We start from the raw sequence: 22,946 nt of genomic DNA on the forward strand, positions 1-22,946 counted from the left end.
GACATCTTATTTCCTCGATGCCACTGAAACAGGGTATAATGAATACTAATACCTTCTTCACCAATAAGAAACTTGCAAATCTGAACGCTCATGACAGTAATGATATTTTGAAGTTAGTTACGAAAAATGTAGAGAATCTTCTCCTATTGATTAGGAGTTCTTAGAATTGATCAATAAGTATTATACGAGGAATAAAGTATTATTTTCAAATAAATCTAGTCTAGCTTAATTATTATTAAGCTGACTGTCTAATTAAGATATAAAAAATGATAAAAAAGAAAAAGATTTTATTGATATGTAGAGAGAGTTTTTCTTTTCCAATGTTTTTCTTAGCAAAAAAATTGATAGCTGACGGCAATGAGGTAAGGGCTTTTTTTATTAACCCTGAAGAGAGTTACTATAAAAAATGTTTTTATAATGCCCATACATATTATAATTTTAAAGAAAATTTACCCGATGTTAAAGTATATGGGCTGAATGAATTTTGTGAAAAATTTAATGAAAAGTATCAGGCTAATCTGATTGACATGGAATATTTAGAGTTCGTTGAAAAAGAATTCGCCCATTTCAAAAATTTCAATTTACAATTAGGCTCTTCCCAATTAACTACTAGACATTTCCACACCAGAATTTATTTCAATCATACTTCATTTAAACAAAATCTAATTTTTCTTGAGTTAGGGTATAAGAAAGTGATTGAAGTAGTAGAGGATTTTATGCCTGATGTTATTTTGGATATTGAGGATGCGGAACTTTTACGAACAATTTTAAATGAGGTTGCATTTAAAATGAAAATACCTTATATTAATATTGATTATCCAAGATTCGAAGAGTATAAAATTCCAACTTATTGTTTAGGCGTTCAAAATGAAGTTTATTTCAAGCAAAAGTATAATGAGTTATTTTCTGCGTCTCAAGAGGAATTGAAGAATGAGTATGAGTATATTTCGAATTTTAGGCAGAATAAAACTATTATGTCTCAAGAGTTTAGAGGTACCATTACAAGTCAGTATAAACCTGATAGTATCTTCAGTGTATGTAAAGTTTTATTCGGGATGTTATTATATTTTTGGAATCTTTCAATAACAGCAGGAAATTGGAAACTTTTTAAAAGGAAACAAATTCTATACTCAAATCCTTTTAAACATTTTATTTTTTACGTAAAAGTGGCTATTAAAAAACAATTACTGTTTAGAAAAAATAGATATTTCGTCGCTCCAGAAAAAGACGAAACATATGTTTATATGCCTTTGCATTTAATTCCTGAATCAACAACCTTTGTCAAAGCCCCTTTTTATATAAATGAGTTGCATATTATTGAACAAATTTCAAAATCTTTACCTATTGGATGGAAACTATATGTAAAAGAGCACCAAGCAATGCTCGGAGAAAGGGATTTTTCTTTCTATAGGAAAGTAAAAAAAATACCAAATGTAAAGTTGGTTCAATTTAATTATTATAACGATCCGAAACCTTGGATTCAAAATGCCAAAGGAGTTATTACCATATCGGGGACTAGCGCCTATGAGGCCGCAATGCTTGGGAAAAAAGCTATAGTGTTTTCTGATGTTCCTTTTTCACTTATTGATGGGATTACACGAGTAAAGAGTTATCAGGAATTGCCATCTCTAATCGCTGATTTTGGGGCCGTTGATAATATTAAATCCTGTGCTTCTTACCTGGCAACAATAAAATCAGTAGGTAAAAAAATTAATTTGAAAAACTTGATTTCTGAAGCGGAAGCTGTCATTAAAGGTGATAAAGATAACACGGAGGAATTTCAATCTAAAATTGATGAGCTGTATGATTTTTTCAGTGATGCATATTCAATGTATTCAACCAGAATATTATCGCAATAGTCTTTACAACAATCATAACTATCTGCAAATAATAACATAACCTTTAGGATTGTTCTTCGTCATTTATAAGAAATGAGAAATAGTAAAACGGTTAACCTAAATAAACTTGCATTCAGGTCAGGGTCTAGTTATATGTTGTCTAATATCATGATTAGTGCAATTTCTATTTTAACCGCACCTATTTTTACAAGACTATTGACTACAGCAGATTATGGGATAGCAAGTAATTTTGCAGCTTGGGTGAATGTAGGATTGGTGATTATAGGCTTGGGACTTCCTTATAGCATTGGAAATGCTAAAACTGATTTCCCTTCAGAACTAAACAAATTTCTAGCTTCTATTCAAGTATTAGGAACAGTAATGGCTGTTAGCGTTTTAATACTGGCCATTATATTTAAGGATAGTATAGCAAAGTGGATGGAGATTGATGCCAGTCTTGTTGTTATTATGTTTTTGTATTTGCTTGTTTTTCCCTCAGTTCTGTTAGCACAAGAGAGGTATAAATTCCTTTTGAAGTACAAGCAAAATATATACATATCACTCTTTGGAGCTTTGGGTGCTGTAACTTTTTGTTTTTTTTTCATCCTGTTTTTTTTTAAAGATCAACGCTATTATGGCAGAATTGTAGGATTGATTTTCCCATTTTTTCTTATGGGGTCCTTTTTTTATGTTAAAATTCTGATCGATGGCTGGAGTGTCGATTTCAAGAAATACTGGTCCTATGCTTTAAAAATATCATTGCCTATGATTCCACATGCCTTGGCAATGGTAGTGCTTACCCAGATGGATCGGATTATGATTGTGAGAATATGTGGAAATGCTGATGCTGGCTTATTTAGTTTTGGCTACTCATATGCAGTTTTATTATTGCTCGTTTCAAATGCTGTTTTGCAAGCTTATCAACCCTGGCTTTACATTAAATATAAAGCCAATGATATACAATCAATAGGCGTGTCGACCAGTTTTATTGCTACAGGGATGTGTTTATTGACACTAGTCTGTATTACTGTTGCACCTGAGGCATTAATGGTATTAGGCGCAAAGGATTTTTGGGCTGCAAAAGTTGTTGTGATGCCAATTGCTATTGGCGCACTATTCCAATATATATATAATACTTATACTACACTCGAACTATATCATAAAAAGACTATTGTAATTGCTATTGGAACAATCTTCGCGGCAGTTATTAATTATAGTCTGAATAGTTTATTGATTCCGGTTTATGGTTTTGCAGCTGCAGCTTATGCAACGCTTCTTAGTTACCTGAGTTTAGCCTTTTTCCATCTTATAGCACATAAAAAAATCACAAAGAAGTCAATTTATCAGGATGGGTATATCTGGATAATAGCTCTTTTAACAGCAATAATTGCCTATTTTATTTCTCAATTGTACGAAACTGTTATGCTTCGATATATTGTATTTCTATCCATTATCTTTATAATTTTTTTAATTGCATTCGTGAATAAGAAAAGAATTGTCTTATCATATCAGTTGATGACTGAAAAGAAAGAAGGTACTGTTCTGACCTAGCCATACTTCAGCAAATTCAGAGCCTTTTTGATTTAATTCGTCTAATCATAATGTATTTTGTACCGCATGAAAATAATAGCATATTACTTGCCTCAATATCATCCTATAAAGGAGAATAATGAATGGTGGGGTCCTGGTTTTACTGAGTGGACAAATGTTGGGAAAGCTAGAAAGTATTATAGAGATCATTACCAGCCAAAAATACCTAAGGATCTTGGCTATTACGATCTTAGGATTCCTGAAGTCAGACTGCAACAGGCGGAACTAGCTAAAGAAGCAGGTGTAGATGCATTTTGCTATTGGCATTATTGGTTTGGTAATGGGAGGCGTTTACTTGAAATGCCGTTTAATGAAGTACTCAAAACCGGACAACCTGATTTCCCTTTTTGTCTGGGATGGGCAAATGAGTCTTGGAAAGCCAAAGTATGGGATTTCAATAGTACAAAAAGGGATCGAACCCTTATGGAACAACTGTATCCTGGTGAACAGGATTACCAAGACCATTTCTATGCATTACTTGATGCATTCAGGGATAAACGTTATTTGAGAAAAAATAATCGTCCTATTTTTGTGGTATACAAACCATTTTTACTACCGGATCCAGCATTGTTTATGTCAATCTGGAACAAATTAGCAGTAAAAGAAGGAATTTCTGATGGCTTTCATTTTATTGGACATACAGAAAAAACAAAAGACGTTGATTCTCTTTTGAATATGGGATTCAATGCTGTAAATATTGTTCGAAACGGGGAGTATGCACATAATCCACATCTGATTAAAAAAATTCTAATACCTACAATAAAGTATAAAGTTTTTAAACGGCCATTGAAAATTGACTATGCTCTGATGATCAAGTATTTTGTCCAGAGTAAGGAAAAGGAAGCCAATATTTACCCATCTATCATTCCAAATTGGGATCATACGCCACGCAGCGGAAGAAAAGGATCTATTTTTCATAATTCTACTCCTGAATTATTTGCAGAACATGTTCGGGAAGTGTTCGAAGCCGTAACACATAAAGAAGAAGAAGATCAAATTGTATTTCTGAAATCCTGGAATGAATGGGGGGAAGGAAATTATATGGAGCCTGATTTGAGGTTTGGAAAACAGTATATTGAAGTATTGGGAAAGATCAGAAAAGACTACAAAAACAAATAGAATAGTAGTTTCAAAGTTTACTATTTGTAACTATAAGCGTATATTATTTCAATGCCAAAGTTATTACAGATTTGTGTTGAAGGAAATACAGGGTCAACGGGTACGATAGCAGAAGCTATTGGTATTATTGCCTTAAATAAGCAATGGGAAAGTTATATAGCCTATGGTCGTTTTCCAAGGCCAAGTCAATCCAAATTAATAAGAATAGGATCTGACCTGGATACTTTGTTACATGGTATTGAAACCAGGCTATTTGACCGACATGGATTGGGATCCAGAAAGGCTACCCGTAATTTGATCAAACAAATTGAAACTATTCGGCCCGATGTAATTCACTTGCATCATCTACATGGTTACTATATCAATATTGTTCTTCTGTTTGAATACCTTGCAAATGCCGGAATACCTGTTGTATGGACTTTTCATGATTGTTGGTCTTTTACAGGGCATTGTGCATTTTTTGACTTTGCAGGGTGTGATAAGTGGAAATCAGAATGCAATCATTGTCCACAATTACGGGAATATCCGCAAAGTTTATGGGTTGATAGGTCAAAGAAAAATTTTCATCTTAAGAAAGAGCTTTTTACCTCCGTTCCTCAGTTGACAATAGTTTCAGTTTCCAGATGGTTGGATGGTTTGGTTCACCAATCCTTTTTTAAGAATACCTCGCATATTTTTATCTATAACGGTATTAATCTGGAAACGTTCAAGCCTTCAGGAGATTTTGTTGCAACAAAACGAAAGTATAAAGTAGATGGGAAGTTTCTTATACTAGGGGTAGCTACTACCTGGGATCGAAGAAAAGGATTAAGTGACTTTATTGAGTTGAGTAAGCGTCTCAGGCAAAATGAACAGATTATTTTAGTTGGTCTTGATGATAAACAGATAAAAGAGCTACCTGAAAATATAATAGGGTTATCAAGAACTGATAATAAGCAGGATTTGGTTGAACTTTATAGCGCTTCAGATGTGTTCTTGAATTTGTCTGAAGAAGAAACATTTGGACTTACGACAGTTGAAGCAATGGCTTGTGGCACTCCTGTTATTGTATATAATAAAACTGCTAGTCCTGAATTGGTTCAACCAGAAACAGGTATGATTATAGAGAAAGGTAATATTGACGGTTTAAATTCTGCTATTGAGGTGATAAAACAAAAAGGTAAAATGACTTACTCATTAGCATGTAGAAAACATGTTCATGACAATTTTAATGTTAATGATCGTTTTGAGGAATACTTCAATTTGTATGATCAAATGCTGGGTGCCAAAAGATTGAAAAAATAGATTATGGAGAAAAATAAAAAAAATACTGCGAGACCATATCAGATTTGTACGAAAACAATTATGGATACATCAGATCCTAATATTGTATTCAACGAAAAAGGAGAGAGTGATTACTATACGAATTATATTCAAAATATCCTCCCCAATTGGCATACTGATCAACGTGGTTATCAGGAGCTGATGAAAACAGCTGAAAAAATTAAAAGAGAATCAAAAAACAGAGATTTTGATTGTATCATAGGATTAAGTGGAGGATTAGATAGTTCTTATGTAGCTTATGTAGCAAAGGAAATAATGGGGTTGAGACCCTTGTTGTTTCATGTTGATGCAGGATGGAATACAGATAAGGCTGTGGGTAATGTCGAAAAGTTATGTAATGGATTGGGACTGGATCTGTATACCGAAGTGATTAACTGGGAGGAAATGAAAGATCTGCAAGTAGCTCTTCTGAAATCACAAATTGCTGATCAGGATATGCCACAGGATTACGCTTTCTTTTCTGCATTATATAAATTTGCTCGTAAAAACAAGATTAAATATGTGCTTACTGGTGGAAATTACTCTACAGAGTGTTGTCGTGAACCAGAAGAATGGGGGGCTTTTCCGGGAATAGATAAAATTTTGATTAGAGATATCCATAAAAAATTTGGATCAAGAGCTCTAAAAACTTTTCCTATCGTTGATATTTTTTCCTACAAAATTTTTTACCGTTATGTTTTAGGAATGAAGGTGTTCAAGCCACTAAACTTTGTTCCTTATATTAAAAAGGAGGCTGAAAAACTTCTTTCAGACAGGTTTGGATGGGAGTCTTTCCAGCATAAGCATCATGAATCCAGGTTTACTCGTTTTTATGAAGACTTTTGGCTGCCTCGGAAATTCGGATATGAGAAAAGGCGTGCACATTTTTCCAGCTTGATTTTAACAGGCCAAATGACCAGGGAAGAAGCATTGGATCGTATTTCCCGACCCGAACTGTCGGAAGAGTTTTTACAAAAAGAGTTTGAATATGTGGCTGACAAATTGGATTTATCAAAACAAGAACTACTTGATATTTTTAACGGTCCAAATAAAACTTTCCATGATTACAGGAATAAAGTAGGTTTAATTGGAATAGGAGCAAAAGCTATGACTTTGCTTGGACTAGAAAAAAGACTTTTTAGATGATAACTTTAATAGACTATGGTGTTGGAAACATTTTTGCCTTCCAGAATGTATATAAACGGCTTGATATTCCTACCAAAATTGCTAAAACCAGTTCGGATTTAGAAGGTGCAGAAAAACTAATTCTTCCCGGAGTTGGAGCTTTTGATTATGCCATGCAACAATTGAATGCCTCAGGAATGAGAGATAAGTTAGATGAACTGGTTCTTGAAAAAAAAATTCCAGTGATTGGTATATGTGTAGGTATGCAGATGATGGGTAATAGAAGTGAGGAAGGCAGGGAAGAAGGTCTGAAATGGATGGATGCTGAAATTATAAAGTTTGATGAAAGTTTAATAAACCAAAGGACCAAACTACCACATATGGGGTGGAATGATGTTGTACCAGTACGTAATCATCCTTTGTTTAGCAGGTTGGAGAATAATGCTATCTTTTATTTTCTCCATTCTTATTATTTTAAATGCAATGACCATTCAAATACAATTGCGATTTCTGATTATGGTTTGCAATTCACTTCGGCAGCCAATGTAGATAATATATATGGAATTCAGTTTCATCCTGAGAAAAGTCATCAGTATGGTGAAATACTACTGGATAATTTTGCAAAAATATAACTATGCTACGCCCTAGAATTATTCCCAGCTTACTGTACCATGATAAAGGATTAGTTAAGACGGTAAATTTTAAGTCACCTAAATATGTAGGTGATCCCATTAATGCAGTCAGAATATTTAATGAAAAACAGGTAGATGAATTGGCTTTTTTTGATATTGATGCTACGGTATTGGGCAAGGAGCCTGATTACACCTTAATTGAAAAACTGGCTAATCAGTCTCGAATGCCGTTGTGTTATGGCGGTGGTGTTAAAACTAAAGAGCAGGCTCAACGCATTTTTGGTTTAGGGATCGAAAAAATTGCATTGAGTAGCGCTATCATACAAAATCCGAAACTTGTTACAGAAATAGCAGAAAGAGTTGGTTCACAAAGTGTAATTGTTGTATTAGACGTCAAGAAAAAAGTATTTGGCGGGTATGAGTTATATACCCACAATGGTAAAAAAGCCACTGGGATTAATCCTTTGAAATTAGCGGCTGATATGCAACAACTTGGTGCGGGTGAAATTATTATCAATTCGATCGATCAGGATGGTTCTATGAAAGGTTACGATATGTCTCTGATCGAAAAAGTAGCTGGGGTAACTTCTCTTCCTCTCACCGTACTAGGTGGAGCCGGGTCACTTCAAGATATTGAGAAAGTAATTGAAAAACATGGTGTAATAGGGGTTGCGGCCGGAAGCCTTTTCGTTTTTAAAGGACCCTATAAGGCTGTATTGATAAATTATCCTTCACAAACAGAAAAGAACAAGATATTTAAAGTTGATAACAATGAAAATTAAGAATAAAACCCTTCTGATAACTGGAGGAACCGGCTCTTTTGGTAATGCTGTACTAAATAGGTTCCTGAATACTGAGCACTTTAGTGAGATACGGATTTTTTCAAGAGATGAAAAAAAACAAGATGATATGCGAAAGCGTTTAAATAACGCTAAGGTTAAGTTTTATATCGGTGATGTTCGTGATCTTTCAAGTGTAGAACCTGCTGTTAATGGCGCAGACTACATTTTTCATGCAGCAGCATTGAAACAGGTCCCTTCTTGTGAGTTTTTCCCAATGGAAGCGGTTAAAACCAATATTATTGGCACAGATAATATTCTAACGGCTGCGGAAAAATATGAAGTATCGAAAGTCGTTGTGCTAAGTACTGATAAAGCGGCTTATCCTATTAATGCAATGGGAATGTCTAAAGCCTTGATGGAAAAAGTAATGGCAGCAAAATCAAGAAATCTCGATGATAGTAAGACTATTTTTTGTGCTACCCGATATGGGAACGTGATGGCCTCAAGAGGATCTGTAATTCCATTATTTATAGATCAAATTAAAACAGGAAAGCCGTTGAGTATTACAGATCCCAATATGACGCGCTTCATGATGACACTTGAAGATGCAGTTGATCTTGTTTGGTACGCTTTTGAAAATGCACGACAAGGTGATTTGTTTGTACAGAAAGCTCCGGCGGCAACAATTAAAACATTGGCAAATGCTTTAATTGAATTGTATAACTCAAAAGTTGAAATTAAAATTATTGGTATAAGACATGGTGAGAAATTGTATGAAACATTAGTGAATAGGGAGGATATGGTAAAAGCTGAAGATCTTGGGGACTATTACAGGATACCTGCCGACACACGAGATTTGAACTATGAACAATATTTTTCAGAAGGTATTCGTGACATTGCCAAAGCTGAAGAATACCATTCTCATAATACAACACTTCTTGATGTTATGGGAATGAAACAATTGCTACATAAACTGCCGGTAATAAAAAGAGATATTTTAGGAGACGTTACAGGAGTTCAATATGATTATTAAATAATGAAAAAAATAGGTATAACAGGGCAATCGGGTTTTATAGGTTCCTACTTATATAACACACTTAAATTAGATTCTGATAATTATAAAATTGTTGAATTTCATCGAGGCAATTTTAATGATGAAGCGGCGCTAGAAGCATTTGTAAAAGAATGTGATATAATTATTCATTTAGCTGGTGTTAACCGTCATGCAAATGCTGATGTGATTTATCAGGCTAATATCGAGCTGGCTACAAAACTTGCTGTTGCCGTAAAAAGAACCGGATCACAAGCCCACATTATTTTTTCTTCGTCTATCCAAGAAGAAAAAGATAATATATATGGGAATGCAAAAAAAGCAGCCAGAAAAATATTAGCTGAAGCTGCAAAGATGAACGGGGCGGCTTTCACAGGATTAATCATACCAAATGTGTTTGGTCCATTTGGTAACCCATATTACAACTCTGTTATTGCAACATTTTGCCACCAGCTCACACATTCAGAAGAGCCAATAATTAATGTTGATGGAGAATTGAAATTGATTTATGTGGCTGAGCTGGTCGAAGTCATTATTAATTGTTTTACAAACAAACCTAATGATGAAATTTTGGTACCACATACCAGCCAGATAAGGGTATCTGCGATTTTAAGTATTCTTAATAGATTTAAACAGGATTATTTCGACAAAGGAGTTATACCTGTACTTAATGATAGTTTTGAACTTAATTTATTTAATACTTTCCGGTCATACATTGATCTTAGAAACTATTTTCCATTTCGATTAAAGAAAAATGCGGATAACAGGGGGATATTTGTAGAATTAGTCAGATTAAACATTGGTGGGCAAATATCATTTTCTACAACCCTTCCAGGTATAACAAGAGGTAATCATTATCATACTCGCAAGATAGAGCGCTTTGCAGTGCTAAAGGGAAAGGCAAAAATTCAATTACGAAAAGTGGGCACTGGTGAAGTATTGAATTTTTATCTGGATGGTAGTGAGCCAGGTTATGTCGATATGCCGGTTTGGTATACTCACAACATCACAAATGTAGGCCACGAAGAATTGCTTACCGTTTTTTGGATCAATGAATTCTTCAATGCCGATGATCCTGATACTTATATGGAAACTGTATAACTCAAAGAGAAACAAATGATTCGACTAAAAGTAATGACCGTTGTTGGAACAAGACCTGAAATAATTAGATTGTCAAGAGTGATGTCTGCCTTGGATGAGAGTCATTCAATACACCACATTACGGTTCATACAGGACAGAACTATGACTATGAATTAAATGAAGTTTTTTATGAGGACATGGGTATTCGCAAGCCTGATTATTTCTTGAATGCAGCTGGGGCAACTCCTACAGCTACGATCGGACAAATTCTAATAAATATCGACAATCTGCTCGAAGAAATAAAACCAGATGCTTTTCTGGTTTTAGGTGACACCAATTCATGTCTTTGTGCTATACCAGCCAAAAAGAGAAAGATACCAATTTTTCATATGGAGGCAGGCAATAGATGCTTCGATCAGCGTGTACCTGAAGAAACAAATCGCAAAATAGTAGATCATATTTCTGATATAAATCTAACTTATTCAGATATCGCACGAGAGTATTTATTGAGGGAAGGCTTGTCTGCAGATCGTATTATCAAAACTGGTTCACCGATGTTTGAAGTATTGTCTTTTTATCGTAATAAGATAAATAAGTCAATGGTTTTATCAAAGCTAAATCTCGAGAAGGAAAAATATTTTGTTGTTTCAGCTCATCGTGAAGAAAACATTAATGATGAAACGAATTTTACAGACTTGATTGATTCGTTGAATGCAGTTGCTGAGAAATATAAATATCCTGTTATCGTTTCCACCCATCCAAGAACAAGGAAAATGCTGGAAGCCAAGGATTTTCATATAAGAAATGAGATTCGGTTTTTAAAACCGATGGGCTTCAGTGATTATATATCATTACAACAAAATTCATTTGCAGTATTATCAGATAGTGGTACAATTAGTGAAGAGTCGTCGATACTTAATTTCCGAGCACTGAATATTCGTCAGGCACATGAAAGACCAGAGGCGATGGAAGAGGCTTCAGTGATATTTACCGGGCTTAAACCTGAGCGCATACTACAAGGGCTCGAGCAAACATCGCGACAAGAAATTCATGGTGAGAGGAATTTCAGACAAGTGGCTGATTATAGCATCCCGAATGTTTCAGAAAAGGTGGTTCGAATTATTTTGAGTTATACTGATTATATCAACAGAGTTGTTTGGAGTAAAAAATAAATGGATATTTTATTCATTAGCCTTGTACAAATTAATTCATTGGAGGATCGTGGTATATACCATGATTTACTTCGTGTTTTTCGTAAAGAAGGCCATCAAGTTACTGTAATTTGTCCTGTTGAACGAAGGACAAAACTGCCCACGAGATTGATGTCTAAGGAAGGCTTTACGGTATTGCAGGTAAGGACTTTAAATGTGCAAAAAACAAATCTTATAGAAAAAGGCATAGCAACCGTTAGTTTATATTTTTTCTTTAAACGAGCAATAAAAAGGTACCTATCCAATAAACGGTTTGATTTGATTTTGTACACAACTCCGCCTATTACTTTAACCAGGTTGATTTCTCATTTTAAAAAGAATAACAAAGCAAAAACCTATTTGCTGCTTAAGGATATTTTTCCTCAAAATGCTGTTGATATGGGGATGATAAAAGGAGGTGGGCTTTTGCATCAATATTTTAAGTGGCAGGAAAAAAAACTGTACCGCTTATCAGACCGGATTGGTTGTATGTCTCCGGCAAATGTAGCCTATCTAAAAACTCATCATCCTGAAATCTCCCGAAGGAAATTGGAAGTTAACCCTAACAGTGTTGAGTTAAATCAATTTGAAGGCAAAAGAGTGGATCGAAAATCATTATTAAGTCACTTTGGTATTCCAGAAAATAAAGTACTCTTTTTGTATGGTGGGAATCTTGGCAAACCGCAAGGTGTTTCATTTTTACTGAACATTATATCGGCAGCTTCAACAACAACTCCTGATGCTTTCTTTGTAATTGTTGGTGATGGTACTGAATTTGTACACTTAAATGGATGGTTTAAAGAGCATAAGCCATCTAATGCAATCTTGATACAATATATACCTAGAGAGGAATACAATCAGCTAGCATCTAATTGCGATATCGGGCTTATTTTGCTTCATCCCGACTTTACAATTCCAAATTTTCCGTCAAGGCTGTTAACATATCTGGAATACAAATTACCTGTTTTTTGTATGACAGACGCTGTTTCAGACATTGGCCCAATCGCTGAAGAAAATAACTTTGGCAAGTGGTGTTTGAATGGAGATTTGAGTCGTGCACTTGAATTGGTTGACTTTTTTGCAAAAAATCGGCATACTGGAATACAAATGGGAAAGAATGGATATGATTATTTAACCAGATATTATGATGTTAATCTAAGCTATCTGAAAATTATTTCCCTATTCGAACAGCGATGAAATAAGACTTTTTATTTATCTTTATATATCTTCGCATTGAATTGTCACTCCAGGTATACTAATTAAATAAAAAAGACAGCTTCGCAAGAATTTTTCATTTCATAGTATGAATTTATTCTTTGTTAATAAGTAAGTTAGTAGCAAAACAATATGAAAAGGAAGATTGCTATTTATGGTGCAGGTGGCTTCGGAAAGGAAATATATCAGATGATTGACTATATAAACCAACAAAATGAGGTTTGGGAATTTGTTGGTTATTTCGATGAGTTTCTTACTCCCGGCACAATTATAAACGGTTTTCCTGTTCTCGGTGGAACTAATACTTTGAATAATTATCAAGAAAGCTTAGCGTTGGCTATTGCAATTGGAAAACCTAAGGTAGTAAAAGAAGTTGCGGAAAGTATTCGTAACGAAAATATCAGCTTTCCAAATCTGATTCACCCAGATGTGAAATATGATCAACAATATAACAAGATTGGTGTTGGAAATATTGTTTGTTACGGGTGCTACTTTACCTGCGATATTATCATAGGGTCATTTAATATTTTTAATACCAGGGCTACACTCGGACATGATACACAAATTGGTTCTTATAATCTATTTCAACCCAATGTGCAAATTTCTGGAGAAGTGAAGATTGGAGACCTTAATTTTTTTGGTGTAAATTCCTGTGTTTTACAACAAAAGAAAATCGGCAACAATAATAAACTAGGTGCCGGAAGTTTATTGTTAAGAAATATTAAGAATGATGCGACATATTTCGGGAATCCAGCTTGTGAAATAAAATTGTAAATTTTACTCAATGAATATAGAAGAGTTTATCAAACACTTTGCCGAGCAGTTCGATGAAATTAATGCAGCTGATGTATCGTCTGCCACAAAATTTAAAGAATTAGATGGTTGGGATTCACTGGTTGCTATTTCACTTATTGCAATGGTTGATGCAGAATATGGCGTAAAACTTACTGGGGATGAAATTCGAAATGCTCAGTATGTATCTGAATTATTTGAAATCGTAAAATCGAAAAGTTGAACCCGTATTCACTAGAGGGTAAAAAAATATTAATTACAGGAGCTTCTTCAGGTATTGGGAGATCTATAGCCGTTCAAGCAAGTTTGGTTGGGGCGAACATTCTGATATGTGGAAGAAATGCTGAAAGATTGAATGATACGTTTGATTTATTGTATCGTGGTGACGACCAGCGTCATGATAAGGCTATATTTGATCTAGCTGATGAATCAGCAACTTTAGAAATAATTCAGCAGCTTAGTGATTTTGATGGTATTGTATTCGCTGCAGGTTCTGATCTAATTCAACCTTTTTCTTTTACAACAAGTCATCAGTTGAAAACAATTATGGATGATAACTTTACTGGTCAGGCACTTATGCTTCAAAAACTGATTAAAACAAAAAAAATTAATCCAGGAGCTTCAATTATTTTCTTTAGTTCTGTTAATGGAACTTCGATAGGGTCAAAAGGCCATAGTTTGTATGCCGCAGCGAAAGGAGCGATTAGCGGACTTGTACGTGTAGTAGCTAATGAATTAGCGAAAAAAAAAATAAGGGTAAATGCAATTGCTCCGGGAATGGTTGAAACTGGTTTAATGAAAATGAATGAAGAAGTAGTTTCTAAAGAATTATTGGAAGCTCATCGCAAGGATTACCCATTGGGGTTTGGTCGTCCCGAGGATGTAGCATATTTGTGTATTTATCTCCTTTCAAATGCGTCTGTCTGGATGACCGGGCAAAGTATTACTATAGACGGAGGACTGGGAATCAACCGGTAAATTAATTATGCATACTTTATTTGAAAAAATATCAATTTCGCATGTTGCTACTGCGGTTCCAGCTAACATACTGGAGTTAAATTCTTTTTCTGATTTGTATGGTGAATCGGAGGTAAAAAAAATTATTTCTAGCACAGGAATTTCAAAAGTAAGGGTGGCTCCACCTCATCTTACAACTGCGGATCTTTGTGAGGCTGCATTCAGTGAAATTATCAGTCAAAGTAATCTAGATATAAAGGGTATTGGGGCATTGGTTTTTGTTTCACAAACTGCCGATCACCGGCTACCTCAAACTTCTATAATTCTGCAAGATAAATTGGGCTTAAGCCGTGAAACAGCATGTTTCGATATTCCATTAGGATGTTCTGGATATATTTATGGGCTTTTTCAGGCTGCCATGCTTATTGCATCGGGAGTTGAAAAGGTCGCACTCTTAGCAGGTGATACTAGCACGCGTATCATAAATCAACGTGATCGGTCTGTGTCAATGGTTTTTGGCGATGCCGGAACTGCAACAATAATAGAGTCGGGCAAGAATGATATGCATATTTCTGTGCGTTCTGATGGATCGGGAAGAGATAAGCTAATAATACCTGCAGGAGGATGCAGAATGCCCTCCAATACACAAACAAGTAAAAGTAGAGAGGTTGAACCTGGCGTTTTTCGTTCGGATGATGATTTGTATATGGATGGAATGGCCATCATGAATTTTGCCATTAGCGAAGTGCCGATAATGATCTCGGAAACATTGGAAGCATTAGATTGGAAACAGGAGGATGTTGGTTGTTTTGCATTGCATCAGGCTAACGCTTTTATGCTTAATTATCTTAGAAAGAAAATGAAGTTACCTATAGAGAAAGTACCTATATCAGTGGATGGTTTTGGAAATACAGGGCCTGCTTCAATTCCGTTAATGTTATGCGATAAAGCAGCAGAGCTTAGTAAAAGCAATCAGCTCGAAAAAGTTGTGATGTGTGGTTTTGGTGTCGGTTTATCCTGGGGTACAGCCTCTACTGATTTGAGTTCAACAAAATTTCACAAACCAATAAATATATGAGCAGTATTAAACGCGAAGTTATTTCAAAACTGGTTTTTGATTGTATCAGTCAATATCAGGAAGAACTGGACAACAAAATAGATATTAGCGAAGGCGAACAGACACGTCTTTTTGGAGGAAATGGACAGCTTGATTCATTGGCTTTAGTATCCCTAATAGTGAATATTGAAGAGGCGATCGAAACTGAATTAGGAGTATCACTTATACTGGCAGATGAAAAGGCAATGTCACGCCGCACCAGCCCTTTTTCAAGGATATCAAATCTCATTGATTATATTGAAGAATTAATAATCGCCGAAGGGTAGTTCAAAATAGATATATGACAGATAAACTCGTCGTTCTTATCACAGGATCCAGAAAAGGTATAGGTAGGCAACTCAGTGAATATTTCTTAACTCTGGGCCATCAGGTAATAGGTTGTAGTCGAAGCGAAAATGATCTTGAACATATAAATTATACGCATTATTGTTTGGATGTAGCAGATGAAGGAGCCGTGAAAAATATCTTTTCAGCTATCAGAAAGAACTTTGGTAAACTTGATGTGCTTATTAATAATGCAGGTGTCGCATCGATGAACCACCTATTATTGACACCTGGTTCAACTGTAGATAAACTTTTTCAGACTAATTTTAAGGGAACATTCCTTTTCTCAAGAGAGGCTGCCAAATTAATGCAGAAAAATAGATTTGGCCGTATTGTAAATTTTTCGACTGTAGCTGTAGCACTTGATCTGGAAGGGGAAGCGATTTACGCCGCAAGTAAGAATGCTGTAGAACAACTTACCCGGGTAATGGCAAAGGAAGTAGGGGGATTAGGTATTACTGTAAACTGCGTTGGCCCTACACCTATTGATACAGACTTAATAAAAGCTGTTCCTAAAAACAAAATAGAAGAATTAATTGCACATCAGGCCGTTCGTAGAATGGGTACTTTTGGCGATGTAATCAATGTTATTGATTTTTTTATCAATCCTAAAAGTGATTTTATATCAGGTCAAACTATATATTTAGGAGGAGTATTTAAATGAGATCAATTGAACATTTTATAAGAAAAATTACTGGCTATAATGATAAAACAGCTATAATTCATGAGGGAAAGCTGATCAGTTATCATGACCTTACTGAACGCATCAGTAACCAAACACATCTCATTAATGAAAAAGGGGTGCGTTCTAATCAACTTGTTTTTATAATCGGTGATTATTCTATTGAAGCGATTGCTTTATTCTTTGCATTAGCTTTAAATAAAAATATTATTATTCCTGTCACAACTGAACTTGATGCTGAAATTAATGAACGATTGCAGGAATCAAAACCCGATTGGATATTTAATCTAAGATCGGGTGTGGTTGAGAACTTATCTGAACACGAAGAAAAAGACAGGCATGTCTTGATTCAAGGGATAAAAACACAAAGCGCATCAGGGTTGCTTTTGTTCAGTAGCGGAAGTACTGGTAAACCCAAGGCAATGGTTCATAATCTCGATTCTTTACTGGAGTCTTATTTAGAGAAAAAGACCAAAATGATTAATTTTTTGGTCTTTTTAATGTTTGATCATATTGGGGGATTGAATACTTTGTTGAACTGTCTGTCGATGGGTGCAACTATTACAATTCCAGAAAATCGCCGACCTGATCATGTTTGTGAATTGATTGAAAAGTACAAAGTGAATGTTCTTCCTGCATCACCTACTTTTTTAAATTTGACCCTGATAAGTAAGGCTTTTGAAAAGTATGATGTATCCAGTTTACTAATGGTAACTTATGGTACTGAACCAATGCCAGAAGCATTACTTATGCGTTTAAAGGATATGCTGCCCCGTGTAAAGTTTATGCAAACATTTGGAACCAGTGAAACAGGGATAGCGAAAACAGTAAGTAAATCATCTACCAGCACTTTCTTAAAAATAGAAGACCCTGATCAGGAATTCAAGATAGTAAATGGAGAACTCTGGCTTAGGAGTAAGACGCAGATATTGGGTTATATTAACCATAGTAACGACTGTTTTACTGACGATGGATGGTTTAAAACCGGAGATCTCGTGGAGGAAACAAGTGACGGGTTCCTAAAAATAATCGGCCGCTCTAAAGAAGTAATTAATGTGGGCGGGGAAAAAGTTTTACCAACAGAAATTGAAACAGTTGTTATCGAATTGCCACAAGTTGTTGATTGTAAGGCAAAAGGAGTGGCTAATGCTATCACGGGGCAAATGGTTGTTATAGATGTTATTTTGGCGGATGGGTTTGACCCTAAAGTCGAAAAAAATGTTATACGCAGTCATTGCCGTGAAAGGTTAGACGCATACAAAGTACCTGCAAAAATTAATTTTGTATCTGAATTAGCTTTTTCTGATAGATTTAAAAAAATACGGCAATAAATATCAATTAAGATGAACAAAATTTGGCTTTCTTCTCCTCATCTAGGAAACGCAGAATATGATTATGTAAAAGAAGCATTCGATACCAACTGGATTTCTCCACTTGGTCCAAATGTTAACGGATTTGAAGATGATATTTCATCATTTCTGGGAGCGGGAAGAAAAGTAAGTGGGGATATAAAAACAGCAGCATTGTCTTCAGGTACGGCAGCTTTACACTTAGCGCTGATTATTTTGGGTGTTGAAGCTGGCGATATTGTATTAGTACAAAGTTTTACTTTTTGTGGAACTACTAATCCGGTTTCCTATCAGGGGGCAAAAATTGTTTTTATTGATTCTGAACCAGAGACGTGGAATATGTGCCCTGATGCTTTGGCTCAGGCTCTTGATACATATAAGGGTGACAAGGTAAAAGCGATTATTCCGGTTCATTTGTATGGCATGCCTTCAAAAATGAAGGAACTACAGGAAGTCGCAGACAGGTATGGTGTACCAATCATTGAAGACGCTGCAGAAGCATTAGGCTCGAGTTATAAGAATATGGCTTGTGGTACATTTGGTGCAATGTCAGCACTTAGCTTTAACGGGAATAAAATTATTACAACTAGTGGTGGAGGAGCCTTGGTTTCCAGCAAGGAGGAATTCATTGAGAAAGCTCGTTTTTTAAGTACGCAAGCACGTGACCAGGCACCACATTATCAGCATTCTCAGATAGGATATAATTATCGAATGAGTAATGTAGTGGCAGGTATCGGCCGTGGCCAAATGAAGGTGCTCAAAGAAAGAGTAGAACAAAGACGGGCAAACAATAAAAGATACAGAGATTTTTTTAATGGTGTACAGGGGATAAGTTTTCAGACAGAGCCCAATAATGATTTCTTTAGTAATTATTGGCTTACTGCTATATTAATAGACCCAACATTAACAGGTGGTATTACAAGAGAAACAGTAAGATTGGCACTTAATGCTGAAAATATTGAATCAAGACCTCTCTGGAAGCCAATGCATATGCAACCAGTTTATAAGGGGGCAGTTTTTTTTGGCACTGGGTTATGCGAAAAATTGTTTGAAACGGGACTATGCCTACCAAGTGGATCTAATTTAAGCGAAGCGGAATTTAACAGGATTTTTGTAGTGCTAACAAAACTGTTTAAATTGTAAGTGCTCATTGTACGGCATTTTAACTGATATACATGGATAGATAATATTAATGGATAGTAATCTTTCATCATATCTAATCAGCAAAATAGATTTGGTAAAATTAATTTAGATTAAATATTTTTCTGAGAAATACTTGTTTAGTGGGAGTTTAATTTTTAAAATCTGAATGACAGGATTTATATCTGCACTAGATGGTAAAATAAACAGACATTTTTTATCAGATACTACTATTGAAGGTGATTTTATTCTAAAAAAATGTCATGAAATTAGTTACTTAATTTGACTAAAACTTTTCTAAAGAAGTTGGTTGTTTATGTATCGAAATTATATTAAGCCTATTGCAGATTTTTTGATTTCACTGTTATTGCTCGTTTGTTTCTCACCCGTAATAATTCTGACGATGGTTTTTCTTTGTTTTAGCAACAAAGGGAAGATTTTCTTTTTTCAACAAAGGCCCGGATATAAGGGGAGACCATTTCTGATTATTAAATTCAAAACAATGGTAGATGCTTACGATCAAAATGGGAACTCATTACCGGATGAACAAAGGATTACAAAATTTGGGAGGGTAGTAAGATCTACTTCACTTGATGAATTATTGCAGCTAGTGAATGTTTTAAAAGGTGAAATGAGTTTAGTAGGTCCAAGACCACTTTTAATGCAATATATGTCAAGATATTCACCTGAGCAGGCAAAAAGACACAACGTCAAACCGGGCATAACTGGGTGGGCACAGGTGAATGGGAGAAATGCAATTAGTTGGGACCAAAAGTTTCAATTCGATATACAATATGTTGAAAGGCAGTCATTTTTTTTAGATGTTAAAATATTATATATGACTTGTGTTAATGTCTTGAAAAGAAAAAATATCAATGCTGCAAATCATACCACTATGGAAGAATTTATGGGTTAAAAGTTTGCTTATCCCTGTCTGTTTATTCAATTGTGCAAGTGAAATCAAATCATATCCATTTCCAGGCTGACTCTTTTAACCGTTTTAATCCATTATGTTTCTCTAAATAAAGCCTGAAAGTAAATAGTTCAGAGTCATGCCGTTTCATCTATGATGGCAGATACAGCTGTTAGTACGTTTTTTAATCAATTTTACTATCTTTAGATATCGATTTAAGAATAAAGCCTTATTTATCAGGCATTTAGCTATATTATAAGGTTGTTGAAATCGAAGTTATGTTTAAAAAAATAAACATTGTTCCCCGTTGGATTATTTTCCTGATCGATTCGGGCATTTGTGCATTTGCAATGGTATTTGCCCATTTGGTCAGGTACAACTTATCATTTGAGTCAATAGGTGGTCAGGCCTTGAGTGGAAATCTCTTGATTTTATTATTAATAAATTCAATTGTATTCATCAACTTCAGGACATATGCGGGTATCATTCGTTATACGGGAATTCAGGATGCGCTGCGTATTTGTTACGCAATTTTAATGACAACCTCAGTATTATTCTTTATTGGCTTAGTATCTGCTAATACAGGGGGAGCATTAAACTTTCCGACAGTAACTCTGATCATATACAGTTTATTTAGTTTTCTTTTTTTGATTTCGTACCGGGTGATTGTAAAGTATGCATTCTCTTATCTCAGGAACTATAAAATGGATCGAAAGAATGTTATTATCTATGGTGCAGGAGAAGCTGGTTTTGCAACTAAACGAGTATTAGAACATGATGCTACCTCAAATGTAACTGTAGTTGCATTTATTGATGATGATGTGAGAAAGGTAGGAAAGGTGGTTGATGGTGTTAGAATTCAGCATAGATTGGATTTGCAATCCATTTCATTATCTCAGAAAATAGATGAGATAATTATTGCGGCCTTTAATATGGCTCCCGATAAAAAAAATGAGCTGGTCGATTTTTGTCTTGACCATGATATTAAAGTACTAAATGTTCCTCCGCTTGATAAATGGATCAACGGTGAATTTTCTGCGCGTCAGTTGCAAACGATAAAAATCGAAAACCTTTTAGAAAGAGAACCTATACGGATTAATAATGAAGAAATTGCTAATCAGGTAAAGGGTAAACGAGTACTTGTAACTGGAGCAGCCGGCTCTATCGGTAGCGAAATAGTTCGCCAGTTACTAAGATTTCAGCCACATACGATTATTCTCTGCGATCAGGCTGAAACACCACTGCATCAGCTAGAATTAGAATTACAGGATATCACTACCCAAACAGCCTGTATTCCTTATCTCGGCGATGTAACCAATGAGGACCGTATGCAGGAGATGTTTGCCATGTATGAACCTCATTACGTGTATCATGCTGCTGCCTACAAACATGTACCAATGATGGAGCTTTGTCCATCGGAAGCCATCCTAACCAATGTTATGGGGACTAAGATTATCTGTGATTTATCGGTAAGGTATCATGTAGATCGTTTTGTAATGGTGTCAACCGATAAAGCGGTGAACCCTACCAATGTAATGGGGGCTTCGAAAAGACTGGCAGAATGTTATGTACAGTCTTTGTATCATTCTTCCGCCAACAGCGGCGATAAGGAGAAATTCACCAAATTCATCACCACCCGTTTTGGTAACGTGCTAGGATCGAACGGATCGGTTATTATACGTTTTAAAGAACAGATAGAAAAAGGTGGACCGGTTACGGTTACTCACCCGAATATCACGCGTTTCTTTATGACAATTCCCGAAGCTTGTCAGTTGGTATTAGAAGCAGGCAGCATGGGAAGTGGTGGTGAAATATTTGTATTCGATATGGGAAAACCCGTTCCCATTGTTGACCTGGCCAAAAAAATGATCCGTTTATATGGGTATGTACCCGGCATTGACATCGATATTAAATACACCGGCTTACGTCAGGGTGAAAAACTCTATGAAGAGCTCCTGATGGACTCTGAAAATACCCTTCCTACTTATCATGAAAAAATCATGATCGCCAAAGTAAGAACCAATGCCATTGAAGCTATTCAACAGGAATTTGCCGATCTGATCCGTCTTGCCAAGCAAAGGGCCAATACCATGGATATGGTGGCTAAAATGAAACAGCTTGTTCCCGAATTTGTCAGCAACAACTCTGTTTTTGCGGAACTGGATAAAAAGAATGAAGCGAGCAAGGATGCGAATGTGGTGACGATGAAAGTGGGGTGAAGTCCGGAAGACCGAAAGATGTGAATGTGTTGGCTTTGCCAACACAGTTTCTGATCCTCTTCAGCGAGTCATCCTGAGGAGTGTCTCGATCGCAGATCGAGTTCACGACGAAGGATCTTTTGATAGCTTGTAGAGATTCAAATCTAAAGTTGCTTTTTAAGGTGATTTATTTGAGGATGTAACCCTCCGTTTACTTTCTTTGTCTTGATACAAAGAAAGTAACAAAGAAAAATCAAGGACAACCCGATCGCTCTCCCGACTAAGTCGGGATTTGTACGGCCAGCGCACAGAGATGCTCCTCAGGATTTTTTTGATGTAGAATGGCGGATCTCAGTCCGAAGGATCCTGCGGGATGTCGGATTTGAATGGGTAGTGGAAGGCATATCTACTTTATTTTTTCGCTAACCTCTGTGCAACTCCGTGCCTCACTCTGTGTAACTCGGTGGTTAAAAAATAATGCTTGTAGGAGGGCTGCTACTAATTTATAACGTTATCTATTTTATATCCTCCAGAGGCGGACAGGCCCTC

General features: G+C 35.6%; 21 protein-coding genes. All 21 read left to right on the forward strand.

Going from position 1 to position 22,946, the window contains the following annotated elements; translation table 11 throughout:
- Positions 1 to 266: 266 nt before the first annotated feature.
- The 21 genes from ACH3Z1_RS08515 (at position 267) to ACH3Z1_RS08615 (ending at position 22,418) form a co-directional block, all read left to right on the forward strand.
- Positions 267 to 1,859, forward strand: a complete 1,593-nt coding sequence (locus ACH3Z1_RS08515; protein ID WP_490821466.1) for a hypothetical protein — start codon at positions 267 to 269, stop codon at positions 1,857 to 1,859.
- A 72-nt stretch (positions 1,860 to 1,931) separates the two neighbouring features.
- Complete coding sequence (locus tag ACH3Z1_RS08520; RefSeq protein ID WP_490821467.1) at positions 1,932 to 3,389, forward strand: lipopolysaccharide biosynthesis protein; 1,458 nt, start codon at positions 1,932 to 1,934, stop codon at positions 3,387 to 3,389.
- Positions 3,390 to 3,455: 66 nt separating this feature from the next.
- A complete protein-coding gene (locus tag ACH3Z1_RS08525) occupies positions 3,456 to 4,547 on the forward strand; it encodes a glycosyltransferase WbsX family protein (protein ID WP_490821468.1) in 1,092 nt (363 codons plus the stop codon).
- Positions 4,548 to 4,598: 51 nt separating this feature from the next.
- Positions 4,599 to 5,831: a glycosyltransferase gene (locus ACH3Z1_RS08530; protein WP_490821469.1), complete on the forward strand. Its 1,233-nt coding sequence runs from the start codon at positions 4,599 to 4,601 to the stop codon at positions 5,829 to 5,831.
- A gap of 3 nt (positions 5,832 to 5,834) precedes the next feature.
- Positions 5,835 to 6,995 (forward strand): N-acetyl sugar amidotransferase, encoded by a 1,161-nt coding sequence (locus tag ACH3Z1_RS08535; RefSeq protein ID WP_490821470.1) that lies wholly within the window; start codon positions 5,835 to 5,837, stop codon positions 6,993 to 6,995.
- The gene (gene hisH / locus ACH3Z1_RS08540) at positions 6,992 to 7,606 is read left to right on the forward strand and encodes an imidazole glycerol phosphate synthase subunit HisH (protein ID WP_490821471.1); all 615 of its coding nucleotides are present in this window, start codon (positions 6,992 to 6,994) and stop codon (positions 7,604 to 7,606) included. The genes ACH3Z1_RS08535 and hisH overlap by 4 nt, the downstream gene beginning before the upstream one ends.
- A 2-nt stretch (positions 7,607 to 7,608) precedes the next feature.
- On the forward strand, positions 7,609 to 8,388 hold the full coding sequence (locus tag ACH3Z1_RS08545) for an AglZ/HisF2 family acetamidino modification protein (RefSeq protein ID WP_490821472.1): 780 nt from the start codon (positions 7,609 to 7,611) through the stop codon (positions 8,386 to 8,388).
- The gene (locus ACH3Z1_RS08550) at positions 8,378 to 9,421 is read left to right on the forward strand and encodes a polysaccharide biosynthesis protein (RefSeq protein ID WP_490821474.1); all 1,044 of its coding nucleotides are present in this window, start codon (positions 8,378 to 8,380) and stop codon (positions 9,419 to 9,421) included. The genes ACH3Z1_RS08545 and ACH3Z1_RS08550 overlap by 11 nt, the downstream gene beginning before the upstream one ends.
- Before the next feature lie 3 nt (positions 9,422 to 9,424).
- Positions 9,425 to 10,540, forward strand: coding sequence for a polysaccharide biosynthesis C-terminal domain-containing protein (locus ACH3Z1_RS08555; protein ID WP_490821475.1), 1,116 nt, complete (start codon positions 9,425 to 9,427; stop codon positions 10,538 to 10,540).
- Positions 10,541 to 10,555: 15 nt separating this feature from the next.
- The gene (wecB, locus tag ACH3Z1_RS08560) at positions 10,556 to 11,692 is read left to right on the forward strand and encodes a non-hydrolyzing UDP-N-acetylglucosamine 2-epimerase (RefSeq protein ID WP_490821476.1); all 1,137 of its coding nucleotides are present in this window, start codon (positions 10,556 to 10,558) and stop codon (positions 11,690 to 11,692) included.
- Entirely contained in the window at positions 11,693 to 12,907 is a 1,215-nt protein-coding gene (locus ACH3Z1_RS08565) for a glycosyltransferase family 4 protein (protein ID WP_490821477.1), read from the forward strand.
- 150 nt (positions 12,908 to 13,057) lie between these two features.
- Complete coding sequence (locus ACH3Z1_RS08570) at positions 13,058 to 13,699, forward strand: acetyltransferase (RefSeq protein ID WP_490821478.1); 642 nt, start codon at positions 13,058 to 13,060, stop codon at positions 13,697 to 13,699.
- 10 nt (positions 13,700 to 13,709) lie between these two features.
- On the forward strand, positions 13,710 to 13,940 hold the full coding sequence (locus tag ACH3Z1_RS08575; protein ID WP_490821481.1) for an acyl carrier protein: 231 nt from the start codon (positions 13,710 to 13,712) through the stop codon (positions 13,938 to 13,940).
- Complete coding sequence (locus tag ACH3Z1_RS08580) at positions 13,937 to 14,695, forward strand: SDR family NAD(P)-dependent oxidoreductase (RefSeq protein ID WP_490821483.1); 759 nt, start codon at positions 13,937 to 13,939, stop codon at positions 14,693 to 14,695. The genes ACH3Z1_RS08575 and ACH3Z1_RS08580 overlap by 4 nt, the downstream gene beginning before the upstream one ends.
- A gap of 7 nt (positions 14,696 to 14,702) precedes the next feature.
- Entirely contained in the window at positions 14,703 to 15,752 is a 1,050-nt protein-coding gene (locus ACH3Z1_RS08585) for a 3-oxoacyl-ACP synthase III family protein (RefSeq protein ID WP_490821484.1), read from the forward strand.
- Positions 15,749 to 16,057, forward strand: a complete 309-nt coding sequence (locus ACH3Z1_RS08590) for a hypothetical protein (protein WP_490821485.1) — start codon at positions 15,749 to 15,751, stop codon at positions 16,055 to 16,057. The genes ACH3Z1_RS08585 and ACH3Z1_RS08590 overlap by 4 nt, the downstream gene beginning before the upstream one ends.
- 14 nt (positions 16,058 to 16,071) lie before the next feature.
- Positions 16,072 to 16,779 carry an SDR family NAD(P)-dependent oxidoreductase gene (locus ACH3Z1_RS08595; RefSeq protein ID WP_490821486.1) on the forward strand — a complete coding sequence of 236 codons (708 nt, stop codon included), beginning with the start codon at positions 16,072 to 16,074 and terminating at the stop codon, positions 16,777 to 16,779.
- Positions 16,776 to 18,128, forward strand: a complete 1,353-nt coding sequence (locus tag ACH3Z1_RS08600; protein WP_490821488.1) for an ANL family adenylate-forming protein — start codon at positions 16,776 to 16,778, stop codon at positions 18,126 to 18,128. Before ACH3Z1_RS08595 ends, ACH3Z1_RS08600 begins: the two co-directional genes overlap by 4 nt.
- 12 nt (positions 18,129 to 18,140) lie before the next feature.
- Complete coding sequence (locus tag ACH3Z1_RS08605) at positions 18,141 to 19,289, forward strand: aminotransferase class I/II-fold pyridoxal phosphate-dependent enzyme (RefSeq protein ID WP_490821489.1); 1,149 nt, start codon at positions 18,141 to 18,143, stop codon at positions 19,287 to 19,289.
- Positions 19,290 to 19,602: 313 nt separating this feature from the next.
- Positions 19,603 to 20,202 carry a sugar transferase gene (locus ACH3Z1_RS08610; RefSeq protein ID WP_490821491.1) on the forward strand — a complete coding sequence of 200 codons (600 nt, stop codon included), beginning with the start codon at positions 19,603 to 19,605 and terminating at the stop codon, positions 20,200 to 20,202.
- A 347-nt stretch (positions 20,203 to 20,549) separates the two neighbouring features.
- Complete coding sequence (locus ACH3Z1_RS08615) at positions 20,550 to 22,418, forward strand: polysaccharide biosynthesis protein (protein WP_490822633.1); 1,869 nt, start codon at positions 20,550 to 20,552, stop codon at positions 22,416 to 22,418.
- Positions 22,419 to 22,946 lie beyond the last annotated feature (528 nt).

The sequence above is a fragment of the Sediminibacterium sp. FW305-C-49 genome (assembly GCF_058231085.1).

Bases quoted from the DNA above. Each gene is read 5' to 3' on its own strand.
- ACH3Z1_RS08565 (WP_490821477.1), top strand. From the start codon at position 11,693: ATGGATATTTTATTCATTAGCCTTGTACAAATTAATTCATTGGAGGAT.
- ACH3Z1_RS08535 (WP_490821470.1), top strand. From the start codon at position 5,835: ATGGAGAAAAATAAAAAAAATACTGCGAGACCATATCAGATTTGTACG.
- ACH3Z1_RS08555 (WP_490821475.1), top strand. From the start codon at position 9,425: ATGAAAAAAATAGGTATAACAGGGCAATCGGGTTTTATAGGTTCCTAC.
- ACH3Z1_RS08550 (WP_490821474.1), top strand. From the start codon at position 8,378: ATGAAAATTAAGAATAAAACCCTTCTGATAACTGGAGGAACCGGCTCT.
- wecB (WP_490821476.1), top strand. From the start codon at position 10,556: ATGATTCGACTAAAAGTAATGACCGTTGTTGGAACAAGACCTGAAATA.
- ACH3Z1_RS08545 (WP_490821472.1), top strand. From the start codon at position 7,609: ATGCTACGCCCTAGAATTATTCCCAGCTTACTGTACCATGATAAAGGA.
- ACH3Z1_RS08595 (WP_490821486.1), top strand. From the start codon at position 16,072: ATGACAGATAAACTCGTCGTTCTTATCACAGGATCCAGAAAAGGTATA.
- ACH3Z1_RS08570 (WP_490821478.1), top strand. From the start codon at position 13,058: ATGAAAAGGAAGATTGCTATTTATGGTGCAGGTGGCTTCGGAAAGGAA.
- ACH3Z1_RS08605 (WP_490821489.1), top strand. From the start codon at position 18,141: ATGAACAAAATTTGGCTTTCTTCTCCTCATCTAGGAAACGCAGAATAT.
- ACH3Z1_RS08610 (WP_490821491.1), top strand. From the start codon at position 19,603: ATGTATCGAAATTATATTAAGCCTATTGCAGATTTTTTGATTTCACTG.
- hisH (WP_490821471.1), top strand. From the start codon at position 6,992: ATGATAACTTTAATAGACTATGGTGTTGGAAACATTTTTGCCTTCCAG.
- ACH3Z1_RS08590 (WP_490821485.1), top strand. From the start codon at position 15,749: ATGAGCAGTATTAAACGCGAAGTTATTTCAAAACTGGTTTTTGATTGT.
- ACH3Z1_RS08520 (WP_490821467.1), top strand. From the start codon at position 1,932: ATGAGAAATAGTAAAACGGTTAACCTAAATAAACTTGCATTCAGGTCA.
- ACH3Z1_RS08575 (WP_490821481.1), top strand. From the start codon at position 13,710: ATGAATATAGAAGAGTTTATCAAACACTTTGCCGAGCAGTTCGATGAA.
- ACH3Z1_RS08515 (WP_490821466.1), top strand. From the start codon at position 267: ATGATAAAAAAGAAAAAGATTTTATTGATATGTAGAGAGAGTTTTTCT.
- ACH3Z1_RS08530 (WP_490821469.1), top strand. From the start codon at position 4,599: ATGCCAAAGTTATTACAGATTTGTGTTGAAGGAAATACAGGGTCAACG.
- ACH3Z1_RS08585 (WP_490821484.1), top strand. From the start codon at position 14,703: ATGCATACTTTATTTGAAAAAATATCAATTTCGCATGTTGCTACTGCG.
- ACH3Z1_RS08600 (WP_490821488.1), top strand. From the start codon at position 16,776: ATGAGATCAATTGAACATTTTATAAGAAAAATTACTGGCTATAATGAT.
- ACH3Z1_RS08525 (WP_490821468.1), top strand. From the start codon at position 3,456: ATGAAAATAATAGCATATTACTTGCCTCAATATCATCCTATAAAGGAG.
- ACH3Z1_RS08615 (WP_490822633.1), top strand. From the start codon at position 20,550: ATGGTATTTGCCCATTTGGTCAGGTACAACTTATCATTTGAGTCAATA.